21 protein-coding genes and 1 tRNA gene are annotated in these 23,709 nt (G+C 60.4%); 11 read left to right on the top strand and 11 right to left on the bottom strand.

The genetic code is table 11. From position 1 onward, the window contains the following. The first annotated feature begins 51 nt into the window (after nucleotides 1-51). From NN484_RS23350 to NN484_RS23310, 9 genes are all read left to right on the top strand, one after another. Nucleotides 52-315: a PAAR domain-containing protein gene (locus NN484_RS23350; RefSeq protein ID WP_039771176.1), complete on the top strand. Its 264-nt coding sequence runs from the start codon at nucleotides 52-54 to the stop codon at nucleotides 313-315. A gap of 118 nt (nucleotides 316-433) precedes the next feature. Next, on the top strand, nucleotides 434-5,140 hold the full coding sequence (locus tag NN484_RS23345) for an RHS repeat-associated core domain-containing protein (protein WP_274658020.1): 4,707 nt from the start codon (nucleotides 434-436) through the stop codon (nucleotides 5,138-5,140). A 15-nt stretch (nucleotides 5,141-5,155) separates the two neighbouring features. After that, on the top strand, nucleotides 5,156-5,770 hold the full coding sequence (locus NN484_RS23340; protein WP_215500349.1) for an Imm43 family immunity protein: 615 nt from the start codon (nucleotides 5,156-5,158) through the stop codon (nucleotides 5,768-5,770). 20 nt (nucleotides 5,771-5,790) lie between these two features. Further along, nucleotides 5,791-6,408, top strand: coding sequence for an Imm43 family immunity protein (locus NN484_RS23335; protein WP_274658019.1), 618 nt, complete (start codon nucleotides 5,791-5,793; stop codon nucleotides 6,406-6,408). Between the two features lie 106 nt (nucleotides 6,409-6,514). Continuing rightward, on the top strand, nucleotides 6,515-6,910 hold the full coding sequence (locus NN484_RS23330; RefSeq protein WP_127646772.1) for a hypothetical protein: 396 nt from the start codon (nucleotides 6,515-6,517) through the stop codon (nucleotides 6,908-6,910). A gap of 38 nt (nucleotides 6,911-6,948) precedes the next feature. Further along, nucleotides 6,949-7,332, top strand: a complete 384-nt coding sequence (locus tag NN484_RS23325; protein ID WP_215500347.1) for a DUF1801 domain-containing protein — start codon at nucleotides 6,949-6,951, stop codon at nucleotides 7,330-7,332. A 136-nt stretch (nucleotides 7,333-7,468) separates the two neighbouring features. After that, nucleotides 7,469-7,543: transfer RNA gene (locus NN484_RS23320), tRNA-Gln, on the top strand. 172 nt (nucleotides 7,544-7,715) lie between these two features. After that, nucleotides 7,716-8,096 carry a RidA family protein gene (locus NN484_RS23315; protein ID WP_127646776.1) on the top strand — a complete coding sequence of 127 codons (381 nt, stop codon included), beginning with the start codon at nucleotides 7,716-7,718 and terminating at the stop codon, nucleotides 8,094-8,096. Between the two features lie 204 nt (nucleotides 8,097-8,300). After that, nucleotides 8,301-10,289, top strand: a complete 1,989-nt coding sequence (locus NN484_RS23310; protein ID WP_215500346.1) for a peptidase U32 family protein — start codon at nucleotides 8,301-8,303, stop codon at nucleotides 10,287-10,289. A gap of 27 nt (nucleotides 10,290-10,316) precedes the next feature. On the opposite strand, the gene NN484_RS23305 is transcribed toward NN484_RS23310, so the two are convergent. The 6 genes from NN484_RS23305 to NN484_RS23280 all read right to left on the bottom strand — a co-directional run bounded on the left by NN484_RS23305 (nucleotide 10,317) and on the right by NN484_RS23280 (nucleotide 17,836). Then, nucleotides 10,317-11,285 carry a Dyp-type peroxidase gene (locus tag NN484_RS23305; protein WP_274658017.1) on the bottom strand — a complete coding sequence of 323 codons (969 nt, stop codon included), beginning with the start codon at nucleotides 11,283-11,285 and terminating at the stop codon, nucleotides 10,317-10,319. Nucleotides 11,286-11,353: 68 nt separating this feature from the next. Beyond that, the gene (locus NN484_RS23300) at nucleotides 11,354-12,619 is read right to left on the bottom strand and encodes an FAD-dependent oxidoreductase (RefSeq protein WP_274658016.1); all 1,266 of its coding nucleotides are present in this window, start codon (nucleotides 12,617-12,619) and stop codon (nucleotides 11,354-11,356) included. Between the two features lie 3 nt (nucleotides 12,620-12,622). Next, entirely contained in the window at nucleotides 12,623-14,200 is a 1,578-nt protein-coding gene (locus NN484_RS23295) for an aldehyde dehydrogenase (NADP(+)) (RefSeq protein WP_274658015.1), read from the bottom strand. Between the two features lie 59 nt (nucleotides 14,201-14,259). Further along, nucleotides 14,260-15,207: a dihydrodipicolinate synthase family protein gene (locus NN484_RS23290; protein ID WP_127646789.1), complete on the bottom strand. Its 948-nt coding sequence runs from the start codon at nucleotides 15,205-15,207 to the stop codon at nucleotides 14,260-14,262. 51 nt (nucleotides 15,208-15,258) lie between these two features. Beyond that, entirely contained in the window at nucleotides 15,259-16,185 is a 927-nt protein-coding gene (locus NN484_RS23285; RefSeq protein ID WP_274658014.1) for a 4-hydroxyproline epimerase, read from the bottom strand. A 22-nt stretch (nucleotides 16,186-16,207) separates the two neighbouring features. Next, nucleotides 16,208-17,836: an APC family permease gene (locus NN484_RS23280; RefSeq protein ID WP_274658013.1), complete on the bottom strand. Its 1,629-nt coding sequence runs from the start codon at nucleotides 17,834-17,836 to the stop codon at nucleotides 16,208-16,210. A 199-nt stretch (nucleotides 17,837-18,035) separates the two neighbouring features. On the opposite strand from NN484_RS23280, the gene NN484_RS23275 reads away from it, so the two are divergent. Further along, nucleotides 18,036-18,809 carry an AraC family transcriptional regulator gene (locus tag NN484_RS23275; protein ID WP_127646795.1) on the top strand — a complete coding sequence of 258 codons (774 nt, stop codon included), beginning with the start codon at nucleotides 18,036-18,038 and terminating at the stop codon, nucleotides 18,807-18,809. A gap of 9 nt (nucleotides 18,810-18,818) precedes the next feature. Here NN484_RS23275 and phnE read toward each other — a convergent pair whose 3' ends face one another. From phnE to NN484_RS23250, 5 genes are all read right to left on the bottom strand, one after another. After that, nucleotides 18,819-19,586: a phosphonate ABC transporter, permease protein PhnE gene (gene phnE, locus NN484_RS23270; RefSeq protein ID WP_274658012.1), complete on the bottom strand. Its 768-nt coding sequence runs from the start codon at nucleotides 19,584-19,586 to the stop codon at nucleotides 18,819-18,821. After that, complete coding sequence (locus NN484_RS23265) at nucleotides 19,583-20,410, bottom strand: PhnE/PtxC family ABC transporter permease (protein ID WP_215500336.1); 828 nt, start codon at nucleotides 20,408-20,410, stop codon at nucleotides 19,583-19,585. The genes phnE and NN484_RS23265 overlap by 4 nt, the downstream gene beginning before the upstream one ends. Further along, nucleotides 20,404-21,201, bottom strand: coding sequence for a phosphonate ABC transporter ATP-binding protein (locus NN484_RS23260; protein ID WP_274658011.1), 798 nt, complete (start codon nucleotides 21,199-21,201; stop codon nucleotides 20,404-20,406). Before NN484_RS23260 ends, NN484_RS23265 begins: the two co-directional genes overlap by 7 nt. After that, nucleotides 21,198-22,067, bottom strand: a complete 870-nt coding sequence (locus tag NN484_RS23255; protein ID WP_127646803.1) for a putative selenate ABC transporter substrate-binding protein — start codon at nucleotides 22,065-22,067, stop codon at nucleotides 21,198-21,200. Before NN484_RS23255 ends, NN484_RS23260 begins: the two co-directional genes overlap by 4 nt. Before the next feature lie 157 nt (nucleotides 22,068-22,224). Beyond that, nucleotides 22,225-22,623, bottom strand: coding sequence for a RidA family protein (locus NN484_RS23250; protein ID WP_127646805.1), 399 nt, complete (start codon nucleotides 22,621-22,623; stop codon nucleotides 22,225-22,227). Between the two features lie 124 nt (nucleotides 22,624-22,747). Between NN484_RS23250 and NN484_RS23245 the strand changes: the two genes are divergently transcribed. After that, nucleotides 22,748-23,674, top strand: coding sequence for a LysR family transcriptional regulator (locus tag NN484_RS23245; protein ID WP_215500333.1), 927 nt, complete (start codon nucleotides 22,748-22,750; stop codon nucleotides 23,672-23,674). Nucleotides 23,675-23,709: the final 35 nt, after the last annotated feature.

Raw genomic sequence — 23,709 nt, 5'->3', positions numbered from 1 at the left:
TGCATCGTGCATCCGTGCCAATAGACAGGCCAAGGTCAAAGGAGTGACAACATGAAAGACGCCATTCGCTTGGGCGACTCCACCACTCACGGTGGCAAGGTGCTCGAAGCGTTCTCCCGGACCGATCTCAACGGCAAGCCGATTGCCGGGCTCGGTCACAAGGTCAGTTGCCCGTTGTGCAAGGGGATTTTCCCGATTGCCGAGGGCAGCAGCACCTACACCGTCGATGGCGTGCCCATCGCGCTCGACGGCATGAAAACCGCCTGCGGTGCGGCACTCATTGCCAGCGGCCCGAAAGGGGCGGTTGTCAGCTGAGCCACTGAATTTCGATAGGGAACCGGATCTCCGATCAGGGGCGTTGTATCGCCTGGTCGCCAGAGGTCTGCACCTTCAATAACCACCCGAAGAGACCTCCGGTCTGTTGGATGTTGTCATGACGACTGAAACTGCTGCGGTAAAACGAGAATCCCAGGTCGCTGTTGTACCGCTTAATCAGATTCAAGTAGCGGACGTCGGACGCGATGCTGCCAAGTTCGATGCATGGCTGCAGGAAGTCAGTGGTGGTTATGTAACGCTTGAACGGATCAAGTATTTCGCCGGAGCCCTGCCCGTAGTCGGCAACATCATGGCGCTGGTCGATGTATTGAATGACATTGCCGTTTTATCGCGTAGTCAAAAGCGTGATCCGCTGGATTGGGTCAGTCTTGGCATCGACCTTATTGGCGTCATACCTGTGCCGGCGAATATGGCTGCCGCACGCATGAGCCTGCGACCGACGCTTTACCTGGTCAGGCAGGAAATGAAGGTCGCTGGCAAGGCTCTCTTGGGCGATGCGTTGATCAACGTGATTGCCGGTCACCTGAACGCGACGATTGTTGGCGAGATTGATCATTTCGTTAAGACGGCCCAATCCGCCTTGCCGGATTTACTGGATAAAGCCGGGCAAAAGGGTGAGGAGTTCCTGAAGCAGATTGCCACGGGGTTGAACGCGGTCGTAGACGCTGATCTTGATTCGGGTGTTGACCTCAAGCGAGCAGGGAAAAAAATGGACGGTGTGGGAGGACAACTCCTGCATGACCCCAGCAAAGCTATCAGCAATATTTTTGATGCTGCCTGCGATGTCTATAAAGCGGCCGGGAAGGGCGTAGTGAACAGTGCTGCCAAGCACTTGTTGCCTAAGGAGGCCAAGAAACTCGTCCACGATCAGACAAAAATTCTGGTTGCCATGGGGCCGGAGTTACGGACCCAGTTAAAAAAACTCAGCGATCCGAACATGCCGTTTTCTATCGGTGCGCTCTTGATCGTATTGGCCAAGGCTGTGAAAGCCTGGCATCTGCGTAACAGGCGTGGTGTCGCGGGGCACGTGAAGGTGGGGGGTACGAGCCAAGCCAAACACCGGGCGGGCGAGGGCAGAACCGAAGTCAGGAAAACGGAAGTCCCGGCGAAGAAGAAACCCAATGCGGAAAAAAATGGTACGTGTCCTGGTACTTGCGACAGCATCAGCTTTGCGGTCGGTTCCGAAAGTATTGCTCACACGGATTTCAACCTGACCGGCCCATTCCCGATCGAGTGGACGCGCATCTACAGCTCAGACCTGCAGGCCTATGACCAGGGCGATCTGGGTGCACGATGGATTACGTCATTCACAACACGCTTCGACCTCGTCGACGGTGCCTTGCAGTTCCATGATGCGGATGGGCGTAGCCATGACTATCCGCTGCCTGAAATCGGGCTGTTTCACTACGATGCGATTGAAAATCTCACCGTTGTTCGGGTGAGTGACGACAAGTTGCTGCTCTGCCGTGGTTTCGAACGCAAGGAAACCTATGTGCGTCGTGGTCAACAATTTTTGCTGGTCGGTGTGGAGTTGCGAAGCGGCGCCGGCCTCATGTTGCATTACGAGCACCAGCAGGGTGACCGGACAGTACTGTCTGACCTGATCACGTATGAAGGTGAACCGGGCAAGGTGCATCTGCATCTCGGCACGATGATTGACGAACAGGGGCGTTTGACCGGGCTCTGGGAGATTCGTGACGGTGAACCTCTGCGTCAGCTTTGTTCCTATGTGTACGATTCGGCAGGCGATCTGGTTCAGGCCCAGGATGAAAATGGTGCTGCCTGGCGTTATCAGTATCAACACCACCTGATCACCCGTTACACCGACCGCACTGGCCGGGGTATGAATTTGCAGTGGCAAGGCGACGGCGCCGACGCGAAGGCTGTTCGCGAGTGGGCTGATGACGGCAGTTTCGATACGCGTCTGGAATGGGATGAAAACATTCGTCTGGTGTATGTCACAGATGCGCTCGGTCACGAAACCTGGCACTACTTTGACAGCCTTGGTTATACCTACCGCATCCGGCACGCCGATGATCGCTCCGATTGGTTCTTCCGCGATGACGCCAAGAACGTCATTCGCCACGTTCGTGCTGATGGGCGTTCTGAACGCTACAGCTACGACGAGCGAAGCAATCTTCTCGAGCACATTCGTGCCGATGACACGGTGGTGCACTATGCCTACGACGATCTCGACCAACTGATCAAGATCAGCGATGCCGAGGGCGGCCAGTGGGTGAGGGCTTACGACGATAAAGGCAATCTTGTCGAGAGTGTCGACCCCCTGGGCAACAAGACCGAATACGCCTACAGCCCGGCGAGCTTGTTGGTCGCCGTCAAAGACGCCAACGGCAACGAAAAAAAGCTTTCCTACAATACTTCCGGGCAACTGGTGGAGTACGTCGACTGCTCAGGCAAGACCAGTGCTTGGGAGTACAACGAACGTGGGCAAATGGTTTGCTTCACAGATGCCGCCGGTCAGAGCACCGAGTACGCGTACAACGCCGGGCAACTGATGTTGATCAAGCACCCGGACAAGACCGAAGAGCGTTTTGAGCGCGATGCGGAAGGCCGTTTGCTGGCTCATGTCGATGGCCTGGATCGTTGCACCACCTGGAATTACACCGCCGCAGGATTGATTGCTGAACGGGTTGATGCGCTGGAGCATGCGGTCCGGTATCGCTGGGACAAGCTTGGTCGTCTGGTCGCCCTGGAAAACGAAAACGAACGCCGTGCGCATTTCACCTACGATCCGATCGGCCGGCTGCTTGACGAAACCGGTTTCGATGGCCGTTCCACTCGCTATGTGTATGAGCCGGAATCCGGACGCCTGGCCAGTATGTACAACGGGGAGCGGTGCATCGAGCTGCGTTACGATCCGATGAACCGCGTGATTGAGCGTCGCGCCACTCTGGGTGATCAGCAGCAGAGCGAGACCTTTGCCTATGACGGCAACGGCCACCTCATTTTTGCAAGCAATACCGATAGCCGCCTGCAATGGTTCCATGACCTGGCTGGCAACCTGGTGCGTGAACATCAACACTATCTGCAGTTGGAGCGTCCGAAAGTCGCGGTTTGGCAGCATGAGTACGATGTGCTCAATCAGCGGGTTGCGACTATCCGCCCTGACGGGCATCGCGTCAGCTGGCTCACCTATGGCAGTGGGCACTTGCTGGGGATGCGTCTGGACGACCACGAGTTGATCGGTTACGAGCGAGACGATTTGCATCGTGAAGTGGCACGACATCAAGGCAATCACTTGTTGCAAACACAGAAGTGGGATCCGGCAGGTCGGCTGCTCGAACAGTTGCTCGGGCGTAGCGACGATAAATCTGTGCTGCTCAAACGAGACTATAAATATGATGCCGCTGGTCAACTGACCGATATCAATGACAGTCGCCGTGGCCCGTTGTCCTATCGTTACGATCCAGTCGGTCGGCTGATCGGTGCTGTTTCCCGTCTTGGCGTGGAAACCTTCGCATTCGATCCGGCCGGTAATCTTCTGGATGACACGGCTTTTGAAATCATCAGGCCGCTGGACCAGTCGGCGCCCCGCAGCAAACTTCTCGACAACCTGTTGCGTGAGTATGCCGGGACGCACTATGAATACGACGCGCGTGGAAACCTGATCAAACGTTGGCAAAACGGCCGTCATAGTCAGATGCAATGGGATCTGTTCGATCGTCTGGTGCGTTTCGAAGACGACCGCCTGGTGGTGGATTATGCGTACGACCCACTCGGTCGCCGCTTGCATAAAAACTCCAGCGCTCACTACAAACAGCGTCCAGAGGCCGGTTCGCTCTGGAACCGCAATGAGCATGCCCGCAAACAGCGTGAATTGGGCTGCGGTTTCACGCTGTTTGGCTGGGATGGTGACCATCTGGCATGGGAAAGCAGTCCGGTTCAACATGATGGTGATACGGGCCGTACTGTCCATTATGTATTCGAGCCGGCGACATTCGCTCCCGTTGCCCAGGCATTGAGTCACAGGCCGATCAGTCTTGCCAATCAACCCACCTATGATGATGCCTACGCTCAGGAAGAAGACCCACTGTGGAATCACAAGCCGATTGCGCAAGCCTTTGATGCCATCGCGTGGTACCAGTGTGACCACCTCGGCACACCGCAGGAACTTACCGACCAGCAAGGCGAAGTGGCGTGGAGCGCGCAATATAAAGCGTGGGGCAGCGCAATCGAGCATCACTCGCCCTCAGCTCATCAACAAGGGCTGACTAACCCGATCCGCTTTATGGGGCAGTACCACGATCATGAGACCGGCCTGCATTACAACCGGCATCGGTACTATGACCCGGAGGTCGGCCGCTTCATTTCTCGCGATCCGATCAGCTACGCCGGGGGGATCAATTTCTATCAGTATGCGGTCAGCCCCACGCAGTGGGTCGACCCGAACGGGTTGTGCAGTACTGCGCTCAATCGAGCGCTCGGCGGCACAACCCATGACAAAATGCAGGCGCATCACCTCATTCCTGAGGAAGTGTGGGGAAGGCAAGCCAGCTTCTTCTCGGATATCGGGATGGGCGCAGACCGCGATAAAAAGGCAAACGGGTTATTGATGCCTGACAGTGCGGATAAGGCGAAACAAACCAAGCGCGTTTTTTATCATTGCGGATCGCATGGTAAGGTTTATAGCCCGATGGTTAACAACATGGTGACGACCGTCAGGAGCAAATATGAGGCTGGTGTCATCGATGAAGCTCAGGCGCGAGCTCAGATATCCGCGATTCAGACAAGATTAAGAGCAAGTCTGTCAGTGCGCGGAACAAGACAACGCCGACTTCGATAAGCAGGGAGAGTTGATATGGAATTTTATGTGCTTTCTCAAAAGGAAGAGCCTGGTTGCCCGACAGGCTTCTTGCAAGCCGATCTTTACGATAAATTTTACTCGGATACCAAAGCTGTCGAGCATGGTTTTTTTTCGTGGTATGCGGAGAAAATCCATTACAAAACACACACGCCCTATCCTGAAGGGATGGTGCTTATTTCTAAAGACAAATTCTATGATTTTGATATAAGGAGCGTGGCGCGATTTTACATAGTTAGTGACGACTTCATGTCTGTTTGCAGCGATTTAGACGTAGGCGTTACTGATGCTGTAGCCATTCAGGTGGTTTCCAAGGGCGGGGAAAAAATCTCATCAAAAAATTACAATGCCGTACTTTTTGAAGAGCTGGATGTGCGCTCGGAGACCGATCCTGCTTCTACTTTTATAGAAGAGGATGGATTGATTTTCAGGTTCAAGAAGTTAGTGCTGCCTACCGACTTCAAACGTCACCTGTTCAAGTTCAAAGGGTTGATTTCAGGAAGTAATACACTTATTTGCTCGGGTGAGTTCAAGGCGCTTGCAAAAGATATAAAAGGGGTGAACTTTACGCCTTTGGAAGATGTGGTTTGGTCGGCTATCAAGCCAGTTTGAGTATGGCTGGTTGCAATACGATGAATTATTATGTTTTGTCTCAGAAAGAAGCGCCGGGTTGCCCGTCAGGGATTTTATATGCCGACCTTTTTGATAAATTCTATGCAGATACAAAGGGTGTGGAGTTCGGCTTTTTCCCTTGGTACGCAGAAAGAGGAAAATCCGGGCCGCGCACTCCTTTTCCGGAGGGTATGGTTCTTATATCCAAGGACAAGTTTTATGACTTCGATGTCCGTAGCGTTTCAAAGTTCTTTTATTTCGTGAGTGACGAGTTTCTGGCTGCCTGTCGTCAGGTTGAAGTCAATATTGTCGACAGCGTGAAAATCCAGGTTCTGTCAGAGGCGGGTGAGAGGATCTCGAAAAAAGATTACCACGCCGTGTTGTTTGAGGAACTGGATGTGCGGGCTAACAGTGATCCGAGATCCACATTTGTAGAGGAAAATAGCAGGCCGATCAGGTTTAAAAAGCTGGTTCTTCCTGATGATTGGAAGTTGGACCTGTTCAAATATAAACGGCTGATTTCTGGTAGCGACAGTCTGGTCTGCTCTGAAATATTCAAAAAGTTGGCGGAGGGATTCAAAGGAGTTGAGTTCAACCCGTTAGACTCCGTTCAATGGTCCGGGATCAGAAGAGTTTGAAACGGCAGGACAATGGGATGGCTGTGCTCAGCCCATAAGTTGTTTGAGTAAGAAGTAATTGAAGCCATGATGGAACTTAAATCGCTCTAATCTTAAAGGAATTAATATGAAAGCCACGTCTTGGATCCTCGCTCTGACCACCACTATCGGCCTTTCCGGCCTGGCTCGCGCAGAAACGCCAGATCCCGCTACCCTGAAAGGCATGTACGACACCGGTCGCAACATGTCCGGCCTGATCAAGCATTGCGTCGACAAGGGCTATCTGAAAGCGGACAGCACTGAAAACGCCAACAAAATGGTGGCGTTCGTTGCCAATATGCCGGGCGAGTTCGACAAGGCCGATGGCGACAAGAACGAAGGTTTCGGGCGCAAGGGCGAAGTGTTGGCCGACGGTCAATACAAGAGCCTGGAAGGTAACCTCCCGCCGGATCTGAGCCTCAAGCAATGGTGCGAGCAAGCGGATCAGGGAATGCGCGAGGGACTCAAGCAAATCGGCTTGTAATCGAACCGATTCAAACGACGCCATGGAGAACCTCCGCCATGAAACCCGAAACACCGCTCACCGACGCCTCGGCCCTGATCGACGCACGAATCGCTGAACTGGCCGATTGGCGCGGCGCCATCCTCGGCGAGATCCGCAAGGTCATTCACCAGGCCGATCCCGAGGTGGTGGAGGAGTGGAAGTGGCGGGGGGTTCCAGTGTGGTCGCGGGGTGGCATCATTTGCACCGGCGAGACCTACAAGGCCGCGGTGAAAATGACCTTCGCCAAGGGCGCGGCGCTGACCGATCCTGCGGGGTTGTTCAACGCCAGCCTGGAGGGCAACACCCGGCGGGCGATTGATATTCACGAGGGCGATCAGCTCGATGAGCAGGCCTTGAAAGCGCTGATTCGCGAGGCGATTGCGTTGAATTTGTCGACGTGAAACGCGGCGTTTGCCCTGATTCATAAATAACTGGCTGTTTTAAAACAATTTTTTTGCACTTGGGGCTTCCCAGATCAGAAAAAGGTTGGTAAATTGCGGCCCATTCTCGCAGAGCTTGTTACAGAGCTTGAGATACAGGGGCGTCGCCAAGCGGTAAGGCAGCAGGTTTTGATCCTGCCATGCGTTGGTTCGAATCCAGCCGCCCCTGCCATATTCAAGAAAAACGCCAGTCCGAAAGGGCTGGCGTTTTTTTATGCGTGCGATTTGTGTCTGGCCGCGACGGTTGCCTGAGCCGGAGCGGGGGACTGTTGTAAACTCCCCCGCGAAAAGTCCCGGCAGGTTGTTCGCCGGCGACCCTCACTCTCTCCAGACAAGAGACTTACATGGCTAATCAAGACCTCAGCTTCACCCCTGATCCGGATGTGGATTCGATTTCCTCCGACGTTGTCGGTTTCAACGGCATTCTGGTTTCGACCCAGATCCCGACTCGCGCCGACGGCAGCCTGGAGCTGGGCGACATCACCCTGCAAAGCGAATGCACCTTGCAAGCGCTGAAAGTGGCGCTGGAGCGGGCGGGCAGTTCGATGGATCGGGTCATGCACCTGACTATCTATCTCACCGACATGGCTGACCGCGCGGCGTTCAACGAAGTCTACAAGCGCTTCTTCGCCAAGCCATGGCCGGTTCGCGCCGCTGTGGGCGTGGCATCGCTGGCGGTTGAAGGCATGCGTGTGGAAGTCACCGCGATGGCCGCCAAGGCCTGATGTAATGCCGCATCTCTCTGTAGGAGCTGTCGAGTGCAACGAGGCTGCGATCTTTTGATCTTGAAAATCAAAGTCAAAAGATCGCAGCGTGCTGCAGCTCCTACAGAGGCGGATTGAGTTGCCACTTGGCAGCACAGGCGTGCCGGCCGGGCGTTTCGCAGCTACAATGCGTGCCTTAACCGTGACAGCCTGACTAAAAAAACTATGTCCTTGCCCAAGCATCACCTGGAACTGCTCAGCCCCGCCCGTGACGTGGCCATTGCCCGTGAAGCCATCCTGCACGGCGCCGACGCCGTGTACATAGGTGGCCCGAGCTTCGGCGCGCGCCATAACGCCTGCAACGAGGTGAGCGAAATTGCCGAGCTGGTGGAGTTTGCCCGCCGTTATCACGCGCGCATTTTCACCACCATCAACACCATCCTGCACGACAACGAACTGGAGCCGGCGCGCAAGCTGATCCACCAGTTGTACGACGCCGGTGTCGACGCGCTGATCGTCCAGGATCTGGGCGTGATGGAACTGGATATCCCGCCGATCGAGCTGCATGCCAGTACCCAGACCGACATCCGCACGCTGGAGCGGGCGAAGTTCCTCGATCAGGCCGGTTTCTCGCAACTGGTGCTGGCCCGTGAGCTGAACCTGAAAGAAATCCGCGCCATTGCCGACGAAACCGATGCCGCCATCGAGTTCTTCATTCACGGCGCCCTGTGCGTGGCGTTCTCCGGGCAGTGCAACATCTCCCACGCGCAGACCGGCCGTAGCGCCAACCGTGGTGACTGCTCCCAGGCGTGCCGCTTGCCGTACACCCTGAAAGACGAAAAGGGTGGGGTGATCGCCTACGAAAAACACCTGCTGTCGATGAAGGACAACAACCAGAGCGCCAACATCCGCGCGCTGGTCGAGGCCGGTGTGCGCTCGTTCAAGATCGAAGGTCGCTACAAGGACATGGGCTATGTGAAGAACATCACCGCCTATTACCGCCAGCGCCTCGATGACGTGCTCGAAGACCGCCCGGACCTGGCTCGCGCCTCCAGCGGCCGCACCGCGCACTTCTTCCTGCCGGACCCGGAAAAGACCTTCCACCGTGGCAGCACCGACTACTTCGTCACCGATCGCAAGATCGACATCGGCGCGTTCGACTCGCCGACCTTCACCGGTCTGCCAGTGGGCACGGTCGAGAAAGTCGGCAAGCGTGACATGCAGGTCGTGACCCAGGAGCCGCTGTCCAACGGCGATGGCCTGAACGTGCTGGTCAAGCGTGAAGTGGTGGGTTTTCGCGCCAACATCGCCGAACCGAAGGGCGAGTTCGAAGAGGATGGCGAGAAGCGCTATCGCTACCGCGTCGAGCCGAACGAGATGCCGGAAGGCCTGTACAAGCTGCGCCCGAATCATCCGCTGAACCGTAACCTCGACCACAACTGGCAACAGGCGCTGCAGAAGACTTCCGCCGAGCGCCGCGTGGCCCTGAGCTGGGTGGCGCGTCTGCGTGAAGAGCAACTGGAAGTGACCGCCACCAGTGAAGAGGGTATCAGTGCCAGCGTGACCCTGAACGGTCCGTTCGGTGTCGCCAACAAGCCGGAGCAGGCGCTTGAGCAACTGCAGGATCTGCTCGGTCAGCTCGGCACCACCCAGTACCACGCCATCGACGTGAAACTGGATGCACCGCAGGCGTTCTTCATCCCGAACTCGCAGCTCAAGGCCTTGCGCCGTGAAGTGATCGAAGCCCTGACTGCCGCCCGTGTCGCGGCGCACCCGCGTGGCAGCCGCAAGGCCGAAACCACGCCGCCGCCGGTGTACCCGGAGTCGCACCTGTCGTTCCTGGCCAACGTCTACAACCAGAAGGCGCGCGACTTCTATCACCGTCACGGCGTGAAGCTGATCGATGCGGCGTACGAGGCCCACGAAGAGGCTGGTGAAGTGCCGGTGATGATCACCAAGCACTGCCTGCGTTTCTCGTTCAACCTGTGCCCGAAACAGGCCAAGGGCGTGACCGGTGTGCGCACCAAGGTCGCGCCGATGCAGCTGATTCACGGCGACGAAGTGCTGACCCTGAAGTTCGACTGCAAGCCGTGCGAGATGCACATCATTGGCAAGATGAAAGGCCACATCCTCAACATGCCGCAACCGGGCAGTGTGGTCGGCCACATCAGCCCGGAAGACCTGCTGAAAACCATCCCGCGCGCGCCACACTGAGTGACGGGCGGGCGTGGCGCTACGGTGTCACGCCTGCTCCGGCTCGCGATCCGCCAGCGCTTCGAGCAGGTCGGCTGACGGCACAAAGAACAGACCCCCGGTGACCGCCGTGCTGAAGTCCAGCAACCGGTCATAGTTGCCGACGGGGTTGCCGACAAACATGTTCTCCAGCATCTGCTCGATCGGTTCCGGCGAGCGCGCGTAACCGATGAAATAGGTGCCGAATTCGCCGGCGCCTGGGCGGCCGAACGGCATGTTGTCGCGCAGTATCTTCTGCTCCTGGCCGTCCTTGGTAATGGTTGTCAGGGCGCTGTGGGAGTTGCTCGGTTTCACCTCTTCACCCAGTTCGATGTCGGCCAGCTTGGTACGACCGATCACCTTTTCCTGAGCCTCGACGCTCAGCGCATTCCACGCATCCATCTTGTGCAGGTACTTCTGCACCAGCACATAGCTGCCGGATTCGAACGCCGGGTCCTCGTTGCCGATCAGGGTGAAATGGTCCGCCTTGCGCCCCACCGGGTTCTCGGTGCCATCGACGAAACCGATGATGCTGCGCATGTCGAAGTAGCGGAAACCCTGTACCTCATCCACCACCGTGATCGCGCCATTAAGTGCGCTGCACAACTGCGTCGCCAGTTCGAAACACAGGTCCATCTGGTCGGCACGGATGTGCAGCAGGATGTCCCCCGGGGTCGCCACCGCACGGCGCCCCTCGACGCCAAACTCACGGAACGGATGCAGCGACACCGGGCGTGGGCTGCCGAACAGGGCGTCCCAGGCATTGGCGCTGAATCCGCAGACACACGACAGGTTGCCGTTGGGCACACGCTTGCCGACCGAACGGGTGAGGGCGGCGATGTCGCCGCACCAGCCGCGCACCTGGCTGGCGGCGTCGCTACCGGGCATCAGCGTGGCGACGATGAAGATCGCGGCGCTGGTGATCGGGTTGCAGATGGCTTGCGGCTCGGGTGTCTGAGTTTCCATTGATGAGGTCATAGTCGGTTCCATGTGCGCAGGGCTAAGATCGGCGCTCATTATGAAACCAAAAACGGTTCATCGATATCTCAGAAGCGAGCCAGTCGATAGGCCGCCAGTGCCGGCAAGCCGGAATGTGTTCCCGGCGAGACCAGTTGCGCGACCAGTTCCGCCGTAATCGCCGCCTGCGTCAGCCCCAAATGCTGATGCCCGAACGCGAGCAGCACCTTGCCGTCGCAGACCTTGTCGATGATCGGCAGCGAGTCCGGCAGCGACGGGCGAAAGCCCATCCATGGCGTCGCGTCTTCAGCATTCAAGTCGCGGCGGAACAGGCCCTTGCTCAAGCGGTGTAACTGCCAGGCGCGTTCCATGAACGGCGGGTGCTCCAGACCTGCGAACTCGACGGTGCCGGCCAGGCGCAAGCCGCCGGCCATCGGCGTCATGATGAACTTGCGCTCCAGCGAGGTGACCGCGAATGGCAGCCGCTCGTGCTCATGCGGCAGCATCAGGTGATAGCCGCGTTCGGTGTCCAGCGGTACTTGTTTGCCGGTCAGTGCAGCCGTGAGTTTTGCCGAGTGCGCGCCACAGGCGATCAGCACCTGGCGCGCGGTGAAGCGGCCCTGATGGGTGATCAGCGACACACCATGTTCCTGCAACTGGCCGCCCAGCACCTCTTGCTCGAGAAACTGCACGCCGGCCGCTTTGGCGGCGCTCACCAGTTCACACACCACTCGATACGGGTCGAGAAAGTGCCCGGTGCGCGGGAAAAACAAGCCGCCCTGAATCTGCGCGCTGAGTTGCGGCGCGCTGTTCTGCACGGTACTGGCCGACCAGAAATCCACCGGCACCTGTTGCTGGCGCATGCGCGCCTGCAGGGCTTCGATGGCTTGCCGCGATTCGGCGCGCTCGAACACCAGCAGCGAGCCGTCCTCTTTGAGCAGACCCGTCTGGTCGATGCTCTGCAGCAAGCGATTCCAGGCGGCGAAGCTGCTTTCGTTGAGTGCACGCAGCCCGGCGATGGTGCGTTGGAACGGCGCCGGGCGCAGGTTCAGCAACAAACGGGTGAACCACGGCACGGCGCGCGGCATGTATTTCCAGTCGAGGCGCAGCGGGCCCATCGGGTCCATCAGCATCGCCGGCAGGCGCTTGAGGATCGATGCGTCGGCAATCGGAAACACCTGCTCGGTGGCCAGATGCCCGGCGTTGCCGAACGAGGCGCCATGGCCCGGCGGCTGACGGTCGATGACCACCACCCGCCGGCCCTGACGCGCCAGTTGCAGGGCGCAGGCGACGCCGATGATGCCGGCGCCGATCACCGCGATGTCGGCGTTGTCCGCTGTGAGGTTGTCGGGCATGGTTCAGGCTTCCCTCTGACCGTCGAGCAAGCGCCGCAGGTGCAGCGGATTGGCTTTTTGCAACGCTGACGGCAGCAGACTGTCGGGGAAGTCCTGATAGCACACCGGGCGCAGAAAACGCTGGATCGCCGCCGTGCCCACCGAGGTGCTGCGCGAGTCCGAAGTGGCCGGAAACGGCCCGCCATGCACCATCGCATCACACACTTCGACCCCGGTCGGCCAGCCGTTGACCAGCAGGCGTCCGGCCTTGCGCTCCAGTGTCGGCAACAAGGCCCGGGCGCGGTCCAGATCGGCGTCATCCAGGTGCAAGGTGGCGGTCAACTGGCCTTCAAGATGCTCGCAAACCTGACGGATTTCATCGTCGTTGGCGCACTGTACGATCAGCGACGCCGCGCCGAAGATTTCACCTTGCAGACGTGCGTCGGCGAGGAAGTCCTGCGCCCGGGTGACGAACAACTGCGCCTGACACGGGTTCGGCCCTTCGGCCGGGAGACCGCTGGCCACGCGCTGCGCTTGCGGGTGTTCGGCCAGCGCGCCGACAGCGCTTGCGTAGGCGCGGAAAATGCCCGGTGTGAGCATGGTCTGCGCCGGGCTGCGCTGGACATGCTCAGCGGCCGCCGCGATGAAACTGTCCAGCGCCGTCCCTTGGCGAGCAATGACCAATCCGGGATTGGTGCAGAACTGCCCGGCGCCTTGGGTCAGCGAGGCGACGAAGCCCTGCGCCAGCGCTTCGCCCCGCGCCGCAAGGGCCGCCGGGAACAGCAGCAGCGGATTGATCGAGCTCATTTCCGCGTACACCGGAATCGGCTCGGGCCGCGCCTGCGCCGCTTTGCTCAGGGCGAGACCGCCACTGCGCGAACCGGTGAAGCCCACGGCCTTGATGCGCCAATCGCTGACCAACGCGATGCCGACTTCGTTGCCGGAACCGAACAGCAGCGAGAACACGCCTTCCGGCAAACCGGATTTTTTCACCGCCCGGGTCAGCGCTCGGCCCACCAGTTCACTGGTGCCGGGATGCGCGCTGTGCGCCTTGACGATCACCGGGCAACCGGCGGCCAGTGCCGAAGCGGTGTCACCACCGGCGACGGAGAACGCCAAGGGAAAGTTGCTGGCGCCAAACACCGCCACCGGTCCCAGCGCGATCTGCCGCTGGCGCAAATCCGAACGCGGCAGCGGCTGGCGTTGTGGTTGCGACTGATCGACCCGCACGTCCAGCCATTCACCAGCGCGTACGGTACGGGCGAAGGTGCGCAGTTGCCCGCAGGTGCGCCCGCGTTCGCCTTGAATACGTGCACGCGGCAGGCCGCTTTCGGCCACCGCACGCTCAATCAGCTCATCGCCGAGGGCTTCAATCTCGTCGGCAATGGTTTCGAGAAATTCGGCGCGAGCACTCAGGGACGTCTCGCGATAACGATCAAACGCTTGCCACGCCAGGGCGCAGGCCTGTTCGACATGCTCAGCGCTGCCGCCGGCGTAGGCCGGTTCCAGCACGGCATCGGTGGCGGGGTTGATCGCGAAGATCGCTTCACGGCTGCCGGCGATGGCTTGGCCGCCGATCAGCATGTGGCCTGTCAGAGTCATGGCGCTTCCTGATAATTCAAGTGAAGCCCCGGTATGTGATACCGGGGCAGGGACAGCGGTCAGGCGAGGTTCTGTTCGGCGGACCAGTTTTTGTACCACTGGCGGAACAGCGCGTACTGGGTCTCGGCGTAGCGGCGCTGAGCGTCGCTCAGGGCATCGGTTTCGTTGAAGTGCAGGGCGTATTCGCGGTCGCCGTTGAGGACCATCAGGTGCTTGTAATACAGCACCAGATCGCAGCCTTCATCGAACGACGACAACACTGCCAGCGCCGCTTCCAGTTCGCGGGCCTGGCGCCGGGCCTTGGCGTCACCCTTGGCCGCTTGCTTGCTCAGCGCCACCAGTTGCAGGACTTCGCGGGGCAGGGCGTTTCCGATGCCGGTGATGGCGCCGGTGGCGTTGCAGTTGACGAAACCGTGCACCACTTGCGTATCGACGCCGACCATCAGGGTCACGGCATCGTCCTGTGAGGTGATGTTTTCGGCGGCATAGCGCAAGTCAGCGCCACCACCGAATTCCTTGAAGCCGATCAGGTTCGGGTATTCGCGACGCAGTTCGAAGAACAGATCGGCGCGGGTGGCGAAGCCGTAGTAAGGGCTGTTGTAGATCACCGCCGGCAGGTTCGGTGCGGCTTGGAGAATGGCGGCGAAGTGGGCCTTTTGCGCGGTCGCTGAAGCGCCACGGGACAGCACGCGTGGAATCACCATCAGGCCGTGGGCGCCGACTTTCGCAGCGTGGGCCGCGTGGGCCACCGCTTCACGGCTGTTGACCGCGCCGGTGCCGACGATGGTCGGTACGCCAGCCGCCACCAGACGCGCCACGCCTTCCTGACGTTCGGCCTCGGTCAGCAGCGGCCAGTCGCCCATCGAACCGCAGTAAACCACGGCGCTCATGCCGATATCGATCAGCTCGCGGCCCTTGGCGACCAGGGCGTCGAAGTCAGGTTTGCGTGCGGCGGTGCACGGGGTCATCAGGGCCGGAATGCAGCCAGTGAAGATGTTATCGCTCATTGTTGTAGCTCCTCGGGACATTCATTCAGATCGGTTAAAAAGCGGGGCAGGTCAGATGCCCCAGGCGAAAGGGTCTTGTTCGTCAATTAGCAGGGTGGCGTCGGCGGTCATGTAGGCGCGGCCGGTGATGAACGGGCGCACGCGCTCGCCTTCCCATTCGAAGCGGCCTTCGAACTGGCTGCCGGTGATGCTGGCCTGGACCCAGACCTGACCTTCGGCGAGTTTGCCGTCGGCGGCCAGGCAGGCCAGTTTGGCGCTGGTGCCGGTGCCGCACGGCGAGCGGTCGTAGGCCTTGCCCGGGCACATGACGAAGTTGCGGCTGTCGGCCTGGTCGTCGTCGGCAAACAGTTCGACGTGATCGATCAGGGCGCCATCCTCGCCGTGGATGCCTTGGGCTTGCAGGGCCTTGAGCATCGCCCAGGTGTAATCGGTCAGGGCTTCGACGTTGCTCATCTGCAGGTCCTGGCCGTGCTCGGAGACGAGGAAAAACCAGTTGCCACCCCAGGCGATGTCGCCGAACACGCGACCGAAGCCCGGCACTTCCACCGGCACCTGTTTGCGATGGCGGTAGGCGGGCACGTTGCGCAGGGTCACGGTGCCGTCCTCGTGCAAAGTGGCGCTGACCGGGCCGACCGGGGTGTCGATCTTGTGTACGCCCGGTTCGATACGGCCCAGGTGATGCAGCGAGTTGATCAGGCCGATGGTGCCGTGGCCGCACATGCCGAGGTAGCCGGCATTGTTGAAGAAAATCACCCCGCAGGTCGCATCCGGCGAGACCGGCTCGCAGTACAGCGCGCCGACCAGTACGTCGTTGCCACGCGGCTCCAGCAGGCAGGCGCGGCGCCATTGATCGTGGTGGGTGCGCAGGCTGTCGCGCTTCTCGGCCATGCTGTTGCCATGCACCTCGGGGAAGCCTTGCATCACCAGACGCGTAGGCTCACCGCCGGTGTGGGAATCGATGATGTGTATTCGTTTCATGAACTCGTCCCTTGCGTGAAAGTCAGGCGTGAGCCGGGCGTTGACCGGTGGCGGTGCTGGCGGAGGATTCGGCGGCTTCGCTTTCGTCGTCCTCGGTTTCCAGGCGAATCAGGTGCGCCGGTACGCCGGTGGCGGCGCCCCAGTAGTAGATGCCCAGTGCGCAGACCGCGACGATCACCGTGTCGAACGGATGGCTGAGCACACCGATACCGCCGAAGCTGCCGAGCTTGGAGAGGACGATGGTCACCGCGTAGAAGCCGATCAGCCACGCCGAGGAGCGCACTTGCTGGCCGAGGTTGAGGTGCGCGGTCGGCACCAGGCGGCCACACAACAGGTAGATGACAAACATCAGGATTTGCAGGCCGAGCAGCCATGAAACGGTGCCCCAGCCCGACCAGTAGACGATCAGCGCAGCGATAATGAACGACAGCGGCCCGAGCACGTTCATGCCCTTGACCCGGAACGGGCGCGGCATGTCCGGCGCGTTGCGGCGCAATGCGGCAACCGTCACCGGGGCCACGGCGTAGCTCAATACCAGCGCGGCGGAAACCACGTTGATCAGCGCTTCCCACGACGGGAACGGCAGGGTCCAGAACACCGACAGGCCAAAGGTCAGCCACAGCGCCGGACGCGGGATGCCGGACTTCTCATCGATGCGGGTGAAGATCTTGAAGAAGGTCCCGGTTTGCGCCCAGCCGTAGATCACCCGTGGGGTGGCGTTCATGTAGATGTTGCCGCAGCCGCTGGGCGAGATCACTGCATCGGCCACCACCAGATACGCCAGCCAGCCGACGCCGAGTGCCAGGGCGATATCGCGATACGGCAGGGCCAGTTCCTTGGCAACGCCCGCCCAGCCATTGGCGAGCATTTCGGTCGGGATGCCGCCGAGGAACGCGGTTTGCAGCAGCACGTAGATAGCAGTGGAGAGCAGCACCGACAGAATCAGCGCAATCGGAATCGTGCGTTGCGGATTCTTCACTTCACTGGCCACCGAAATGATCGGCGTCAGGCCCAGATAAGCGAAGATCACACCGCCGGCCGACACCGCCATTTCGATGCCGGACAGGCCGAACGGCGCAAAGCCATGCACGTCGAAGTTGGCCGGTTTGAAGAAGGTAAACAGCACGCCGATCACCAGCAACGGCACGATGAACTTGAACACGCTGACCAGGTTGTTGGCCATGGCGAAGGTTTTCACACTGCGGTAATTGAGCAGGAAAAACAGGCACAACAGACCCAATTGCACGAACCAGCCGAGTACGGTCGGGTCACTGGAACCGGCCTTGGTCAGTTCGGGAAACCACGCCGCCGCGTACTGCCGTGAGGCGACCACTTCGATCGCCACCAGACTGGAAAACGCGATCAGTGTGATGAAACCCATCAGGTAGCCGAGCAGCGGCCCGTGGGAGTAAACCGGGTAGCGCACCACACCGCCGGCACGGGGCAGCGCGGCACCCAGTTCGCAGTAGACAATGCCCAGCAGCAACACGGCGAACCCGCCGAGCAGCCAGGAAAAAATCCCCGCGGGACCTGCGATGGCGGACACGTGACTGGCGGCGAACAACCAGCCCGAACCGAAGATCGCCCCCAGTCCGATGAACGTGAGGTCTATCAATGAAAGTTGTTTCTTGAACTTGCCTTGGCCTGTCATAGCGTCGCCTTCTTGTTGGTTGTTGGAGGGGCGTGCAGTGGCGCTACAGTGAACTCATCAAGCGCGGCGCGATTGATGTTTTTTGCCGGCAGCGATGACGAAATCAGCATAATGACCCACATCAAAGCCCCGGCTCGACAGGCTGTCAGCCTTGGGGCAATCTGCGTGCAAGTGACAAAACCGAGTGGGAGTCAGAGGTATGCCGCAGAACGCGTTTGCAATCCTGAGCCAACACAACGAGGCGAGCCGGCCGCAGACGCTTGACGATCTGCTGGCGGGCATGGCGCTGCTGCTACCGATGCTGGACGTGATTCCCAACGCGGCGATCTTCATCAAGGACCTGCAGGCGCGCTACGTCATGGCCAACCGTACGCTGGTGCAGCGCTGTGGTTTGAAAGACCTGCGCCCGTTGCTCGGCAAGACCAGCGCCGAAGTGTTTCCGGCGCAATTGGGCCCGGGCTACACCGAGCAGGATCGACGGGTGCTGGAGGAGGGGTGGGTGCTGGAGGATCAGCTGGAACTGCATCTGTACGGCAGCCGCGAACCGGGCTGGTGCCTGACTCACAAGCGTCCGTTGTACGACCGCAACAATCGGATCATCGGCCTGGCGGGAATCTCCGTTGATCTGCAAACCGCCAGCGAAACCCATCCGGCCTATCAGCGTCTGGCGGCGGTGGATGAATACATTCGGGCGAACTTCAATCGTCGCGTCAGCCTCGGCGAACTGACGCGCATCGCCGGGATTTCAGTGGCGCAACTGGAGCGTTACTGCAAACGGGTGTTCCACCTGACGCCGCGGCAGATGATCCAGAAAGTGCGTCTTGAGCATGCGCACCGGCTGTTGCACGGCGACTTGCCGATCACCGAGGTGGCGCTGCAGTGCGGTTATACCGACCACAGCGCGTTTACTCGGCAGTTCAAGGCCTCGACCGGATTTACCCCGCGCCAGTATCGGTTAGCGACGGGGCAATGAGGCTTCTCGTCAGGCCTTGACCCATCGCTGCCGACTCCATGCACTCAGCGAATCCACGCCCAACACCAGAATCAGCATCGCCAGAATCACCGTGCTCGCCTGCGCCTCCTGAAACAGGCTCAGGCTGACATACAGCATCTGCCCCAGTCCACCGGCGCCGACGAAGCCCAGCACGCTGGCCATGCGGATGTTGTTTTCCCAGCGGTACAGGCAATAGGCGAGTAACTGCGGGGCGAGGTTGGGCAGGGTGCCGTAGCAGAACGCCAGAACCGGATTGCCGCCCTGCAAACGGATCGCTTCGGCAGGCTCGGGTGGGGTGTTTTCCAGCGCTTCGGCGAACAATCGGCCGAGCACGCCGGTGGTGTGCAGGGACAGCGCCAGGGTGCCGGCATTCGGGCCGAGGCCGGCGGCGAGCACCATCAGCGCCGCCCACACCAGCTCCGGAATCGCCCGCAGACCGTTGAGCAACAACCGCGAGGCGCTTTGCAGCGGCCAGCCGAAACGCCCGGCGGCCGGTAGCGCGAGCACAATGCCGAACACCGCCGCGAGCAGGGTGCCGAGGGCCGACATGGCGAGGGTTTCCATTGCGCCTTTGGCAATCGCTTGCAGGTGTGTGGCGCTCAGGTCCGGGCTGAGAAAGCGCTGCGCGTAGGCGCCCATCTGCTTGAGGCTGGCGCTGCTGCCCAGGTCACTCAGGTCGAGTTGCAGATAGCCGAACGAGGCGATGACGGCGACGCCGATACCGACGATCAGCAACAGATTGATCAGGCGGTTCATGTCAGCCTCCAGCGCAGCAGGCGGCTGAGTTGATCGGCGCCGAGCACCAGGATCAGGAAGGTCAGCAACATGCTCGCCACTTCACCGCTGGCGAACATGCGCAGCGACAGGTCGATCTGCTGCCCGAGACCTCCAGCCCCGACAAACCCCATCACCACCGACGCACGAATCGCGCACTCCCAGCGATAGACCGTGTACGACAGCAGCTCCGCCGCGACATTCGGCACAATCCCGTAGGCAAAACCTGCGAGCCGTCCGCTGCCAGCCTGCATCAGGGCATGCGCCGGACGCTGGTCGGTGGACTCGAAAATTTCCGCGTAGACCTTGCCGAGCATGCCGCTGTAGGTGATGGCGATCGCCAGCACACCCGCTGCCGGGCCGAGGCCCACAGCGCGCACGAACAGTAGCGCCCAGACGATTTCCGGCACGCTGCGCAGGAAGATCAGCAGCCCGCGCACCGGCCAGCGCAACAAGCGCCCGACCCGGCTCGGAATGCCGCCGCGCGACGCCGCCGACAGCGACAGCGCGCGACTGGCAATCAGGCTGGTCGGCACCGCCAGCAGCAAAGCCAAGGCCATACCGGCGGTGGCAATGGCCAGGGTTTGCAGGGTGGCTTTAAGCAGCAGCTGGAGAAAATCGGCGTCGTGGGCCGGTGGCCAGAAGCCGGCGATGAAGCGGCCCATTTCCGTCTGGCTGTCGCTGTGCAGCAGCACGCCCAAATCCAGTTCGCTGAGCTGAATGCCCGGCCACAGCAAGGCGATCGCCAACAAGGTCAGCAGCAGTCGCGGCGCGCTAGCCGGGTCTCGTGAATCGGCCCTCAGCATCGCGGAATCTGCACGATCAGTGGCGCACTCGGTGTCGTCGGGCTTTGCAGTTGTTCGTTGGCGTACAGCGTGTCGAGCATGTCGCGGCTGACCTGTTCGGCAGGGCTGTCGAAGAGGATCTGGCCGTCGCGCAAACCGATGATGCGCGGGAAATGCGCCAGCGCCAATTCCACCGCGTGCAGGCTCGCCACCAGCGTCACGCGATGCGCCCGGGCATGCTGCGAGAGGATCGACAGGGTGTGCCCGGCCAGTACCGGGTCCATCGCAGAAACGGGTTCGTCCGCCAGCAGAATCTCCGGCGCCTGATACAGCACCCGGGCAATGCCCACGCGCTGCAATTGACCGCCGGACAGTTGCTGACAGTGGGCGAACAGTTTGTCGCCCAGATCCAGTCGTGCGAGTGCCGCGCGGGCACCGGGAATGTCCAGCGGATGCAGCAGATTCAACAGGCTCTTGCCCAGGCTCCATTGCCCGAGCTTGCCGGCCAGCACCGCCGTTACCACGCGTTGGCGCGGCGGCAGCGGTGGTGCCTGATGGACCAGACCGATACGCGCGCGCAGGCGTTGGCGCTGGTGGGCGGAGAGGTGCCAGGGGCGTTCGCCCAGCACCTCGATATCGCCGCTGCTGGGGCGTATAGCCGTGGCCAGCAGGTTCAACAGGCTCGACTTGCCGGCCCCGGACGGACCGATGATCGCCACCTGTTCACCGGCACCAATCTGCAGGTCGACGCCGCGTAGCGCATCGACCCCGTTGGTGTGGTGCAGGCGGCCTTGTGTGAGGCTCAGGGTCATTTCAACAGATCGGCGGCGCGAGCAGCTTCCTCGATGCCCTTGTAGTTCTCGGGCTTGGTGTCGATGAAACGGCTGGCCGCCTGCAGATCAAGAATCTTCTTCTGCTCAGGGTTGGCCGGGTCGAGGTCGAGGAAGGCTTTTTTGATCTTCGCTGCCAGCGCCGGGTCGAGGGTGCCGCGTACGGTCCAGTTGTAATCGAAGTAGGCCGGGGTGGTGGCGAACACATGAACCTTGCTGGTGTCGACCTTGCCGGCGTCCACCAGTTTCTGCCAGACGCTGGCGTTCAGCACACCGGCATCGACTTTGCCGGCCTGGACCCAGGCGACGGTGGCGTCATGGGCGCCGGAATAGGCGACACGACTGAAATAGGCTTCAGGTTTGATGTTGTCGTTTTTCAGCATGAAGTAACGCGGCATCAGGCTGCCGGACGTGGACGACACCGAGCCGAAGGCAAAGGTCTTGCCCTTGAGGTCGGCCAGGCTCTTCACGTTCGGGTCGGCGGTGATGAACTTGCTGGTGAACTGCGCATCCTGCTCGCGCTGCACCAGCGGGATCACCGGGGTCTTGCCTTCGCCCTGAGTCTTCAACTGCGCCTGAACAAAGGTGAAACCGCCCAGCCAGGCCATGTCGAGGCGATCGGTCGCCAGTGCCTCGACCACCGCCGGATAGTCGGCCACCGGCACGAACTGCACTTTCATGCCCAGCTGTTGCTCCAGATAAGCCCCCAGCGGTTCGAACTTGCGCAGCAACTCGGTCGGTGCTTCATCGGGAATCGCGCTGACCCGCAGCACATCGGCGGCGTGCGTCACCAGAGCGGAAAAAGACAGGGCCAGGCCAGCGGTCAGTGCGAGGGTGCGTTTGAGCATGGAAATCTCCGTTTCATGAGCGTCGCATTCTAAGCGCCACGGGGCGAGGTGTCGCGCCCGTGCGCTCAATCAGGTTAGACGAAACGGCGAGGTTATACGCAGCCGGGCAGTTAAAGGCCAGCGGTGGTCTCTTGCGATGTTTTACCCCAGGTTACGATCAGGTGTTTTCCGGCAATCTGGCGATCACCTTGATCTCGAAGCGAAAGCCCGCCAGCCAGGTCACGCCCACCGCGGTAATCGTCGGATAGGGCGCCTGGCCCCAGAACTCCGGCACCACTTCCCAGATGGTTTCGAACGTCGCTTGCGGATCGACCATGAACACGGTCACGTCCACCGCATCATCGAAGCTGCAACCGGCGGCATCGAGGATTGCATTCAGGTTGTTGAAGGCCAGGCGCACCTGACTCTGCAGGTCCGGCTCGGGTGAGCCGTCTTCAAGGCTGCCGACTTGCCCCGAGACGAACAGGAAACCGTTGGAGCGAATCGCCGGCGAGTAGCGATGGCGCTCGTACAGGGCATGGCGGGCGGGTGGGAAAACGGCATCACGTTGGGTCATGGCTGTGTCTCCATCATTGTTTGAGTGTTGACGATGGAGCGACTGTAGGGGCTTGCGCAGCGCCGATAAACGCGCAACCTTGGCGTTCACTGTTTGCAGATTCCAAACAATCGGAGGTCGAAAAGTGGACCGTTTCGATGCAATGCAGGCGTTCGCCCGGGTGGTCGAGGCGGGTAGCTTCACCAAAGCCGCCGAGACCTTGCACATGAGCAAGACCACCGTGACCCAACTCGTCCAGCAACTGGAAGCCCGGCTGCGGGTCAAGTTGCTCAATCGCACCACACGCAAGGTCAACGTCACCGCCGATGGCGCGATTTACTACGAGCGGGTAATTCGCTTGCTGGCCGATCTGGACGATGCCGAGACGGGCTTGTCCGGCGCCTCGGCGTTACCCCGGGGGCGCTTGCGGGTGGATGTGCCGAGTCCGCTGGCGAGGCTGATTCTGATGCCGGCGTTGCCGGATTTTCACCAGCGCTATCCGGACATTCAGATCGACATGGGCGTCAGCGATCGCATCGTCGATATCATCGATGAGAACGTCGATTGCGTGGTGCGCGGCGGAGAGTTGCTGGATCAGTCGCTGATGGCCCGGCGGGTGGCCGATCTGCAGCTCGGGGTATTCGCTGCGCCGAGTTATCTGGCCCGCGTCGGCACGCCTGTGCACCCGCAGGAGCTGGAAGATTCCGATCATCGGGTGGTCGGTTTTATCTGGGCGCGTACCGGCAAACCGGTGCCTTACACCTTGCACAGGGGCGGCGAACACCTGCAGATCAAGGGGCGCCACGTGCTGGCAGTCGATGACGGCAATGCCTATCTCGCGGCAGGGCTGGCCGGCATGGGCGTGCTGTGGTTGCCCAAATACATGTCGGACTCACATCAGGCTCGGGGCGAGTTGGTGCCGCTGTTCGAGGACTGGCAACTGGAGCCGATGCCGCTCTACGTGGCGTACCCGCCGAACCGGCATGTCAGCCTGAAACTGCGGGTGTTCATCGACTGGATCGTCGAGTTGATGGCGCAACATGCGCCGGTCATTGCTCGCCGAGGTGAGTGATCAGCCGCAAGCGTGATTGACTCTTTGGCCCATCG

The sequence above is a fragment of the Pseudomonas serboccidentalis genome (genome assembly GCF_028830055.1).
Taxonomy (GTDB): Bacteria; Pseudomonadota; Gammaproteobacteria; order Pseudomonadales; family Pseudomonadaceae; genus Aquipseudomonas; species Aquipseudomonas serboccidentalis.
Note: the sequence above shows the minus strand (reverse complement) of the source record. Positions and strands in the feature narration are given on the sequence as shown.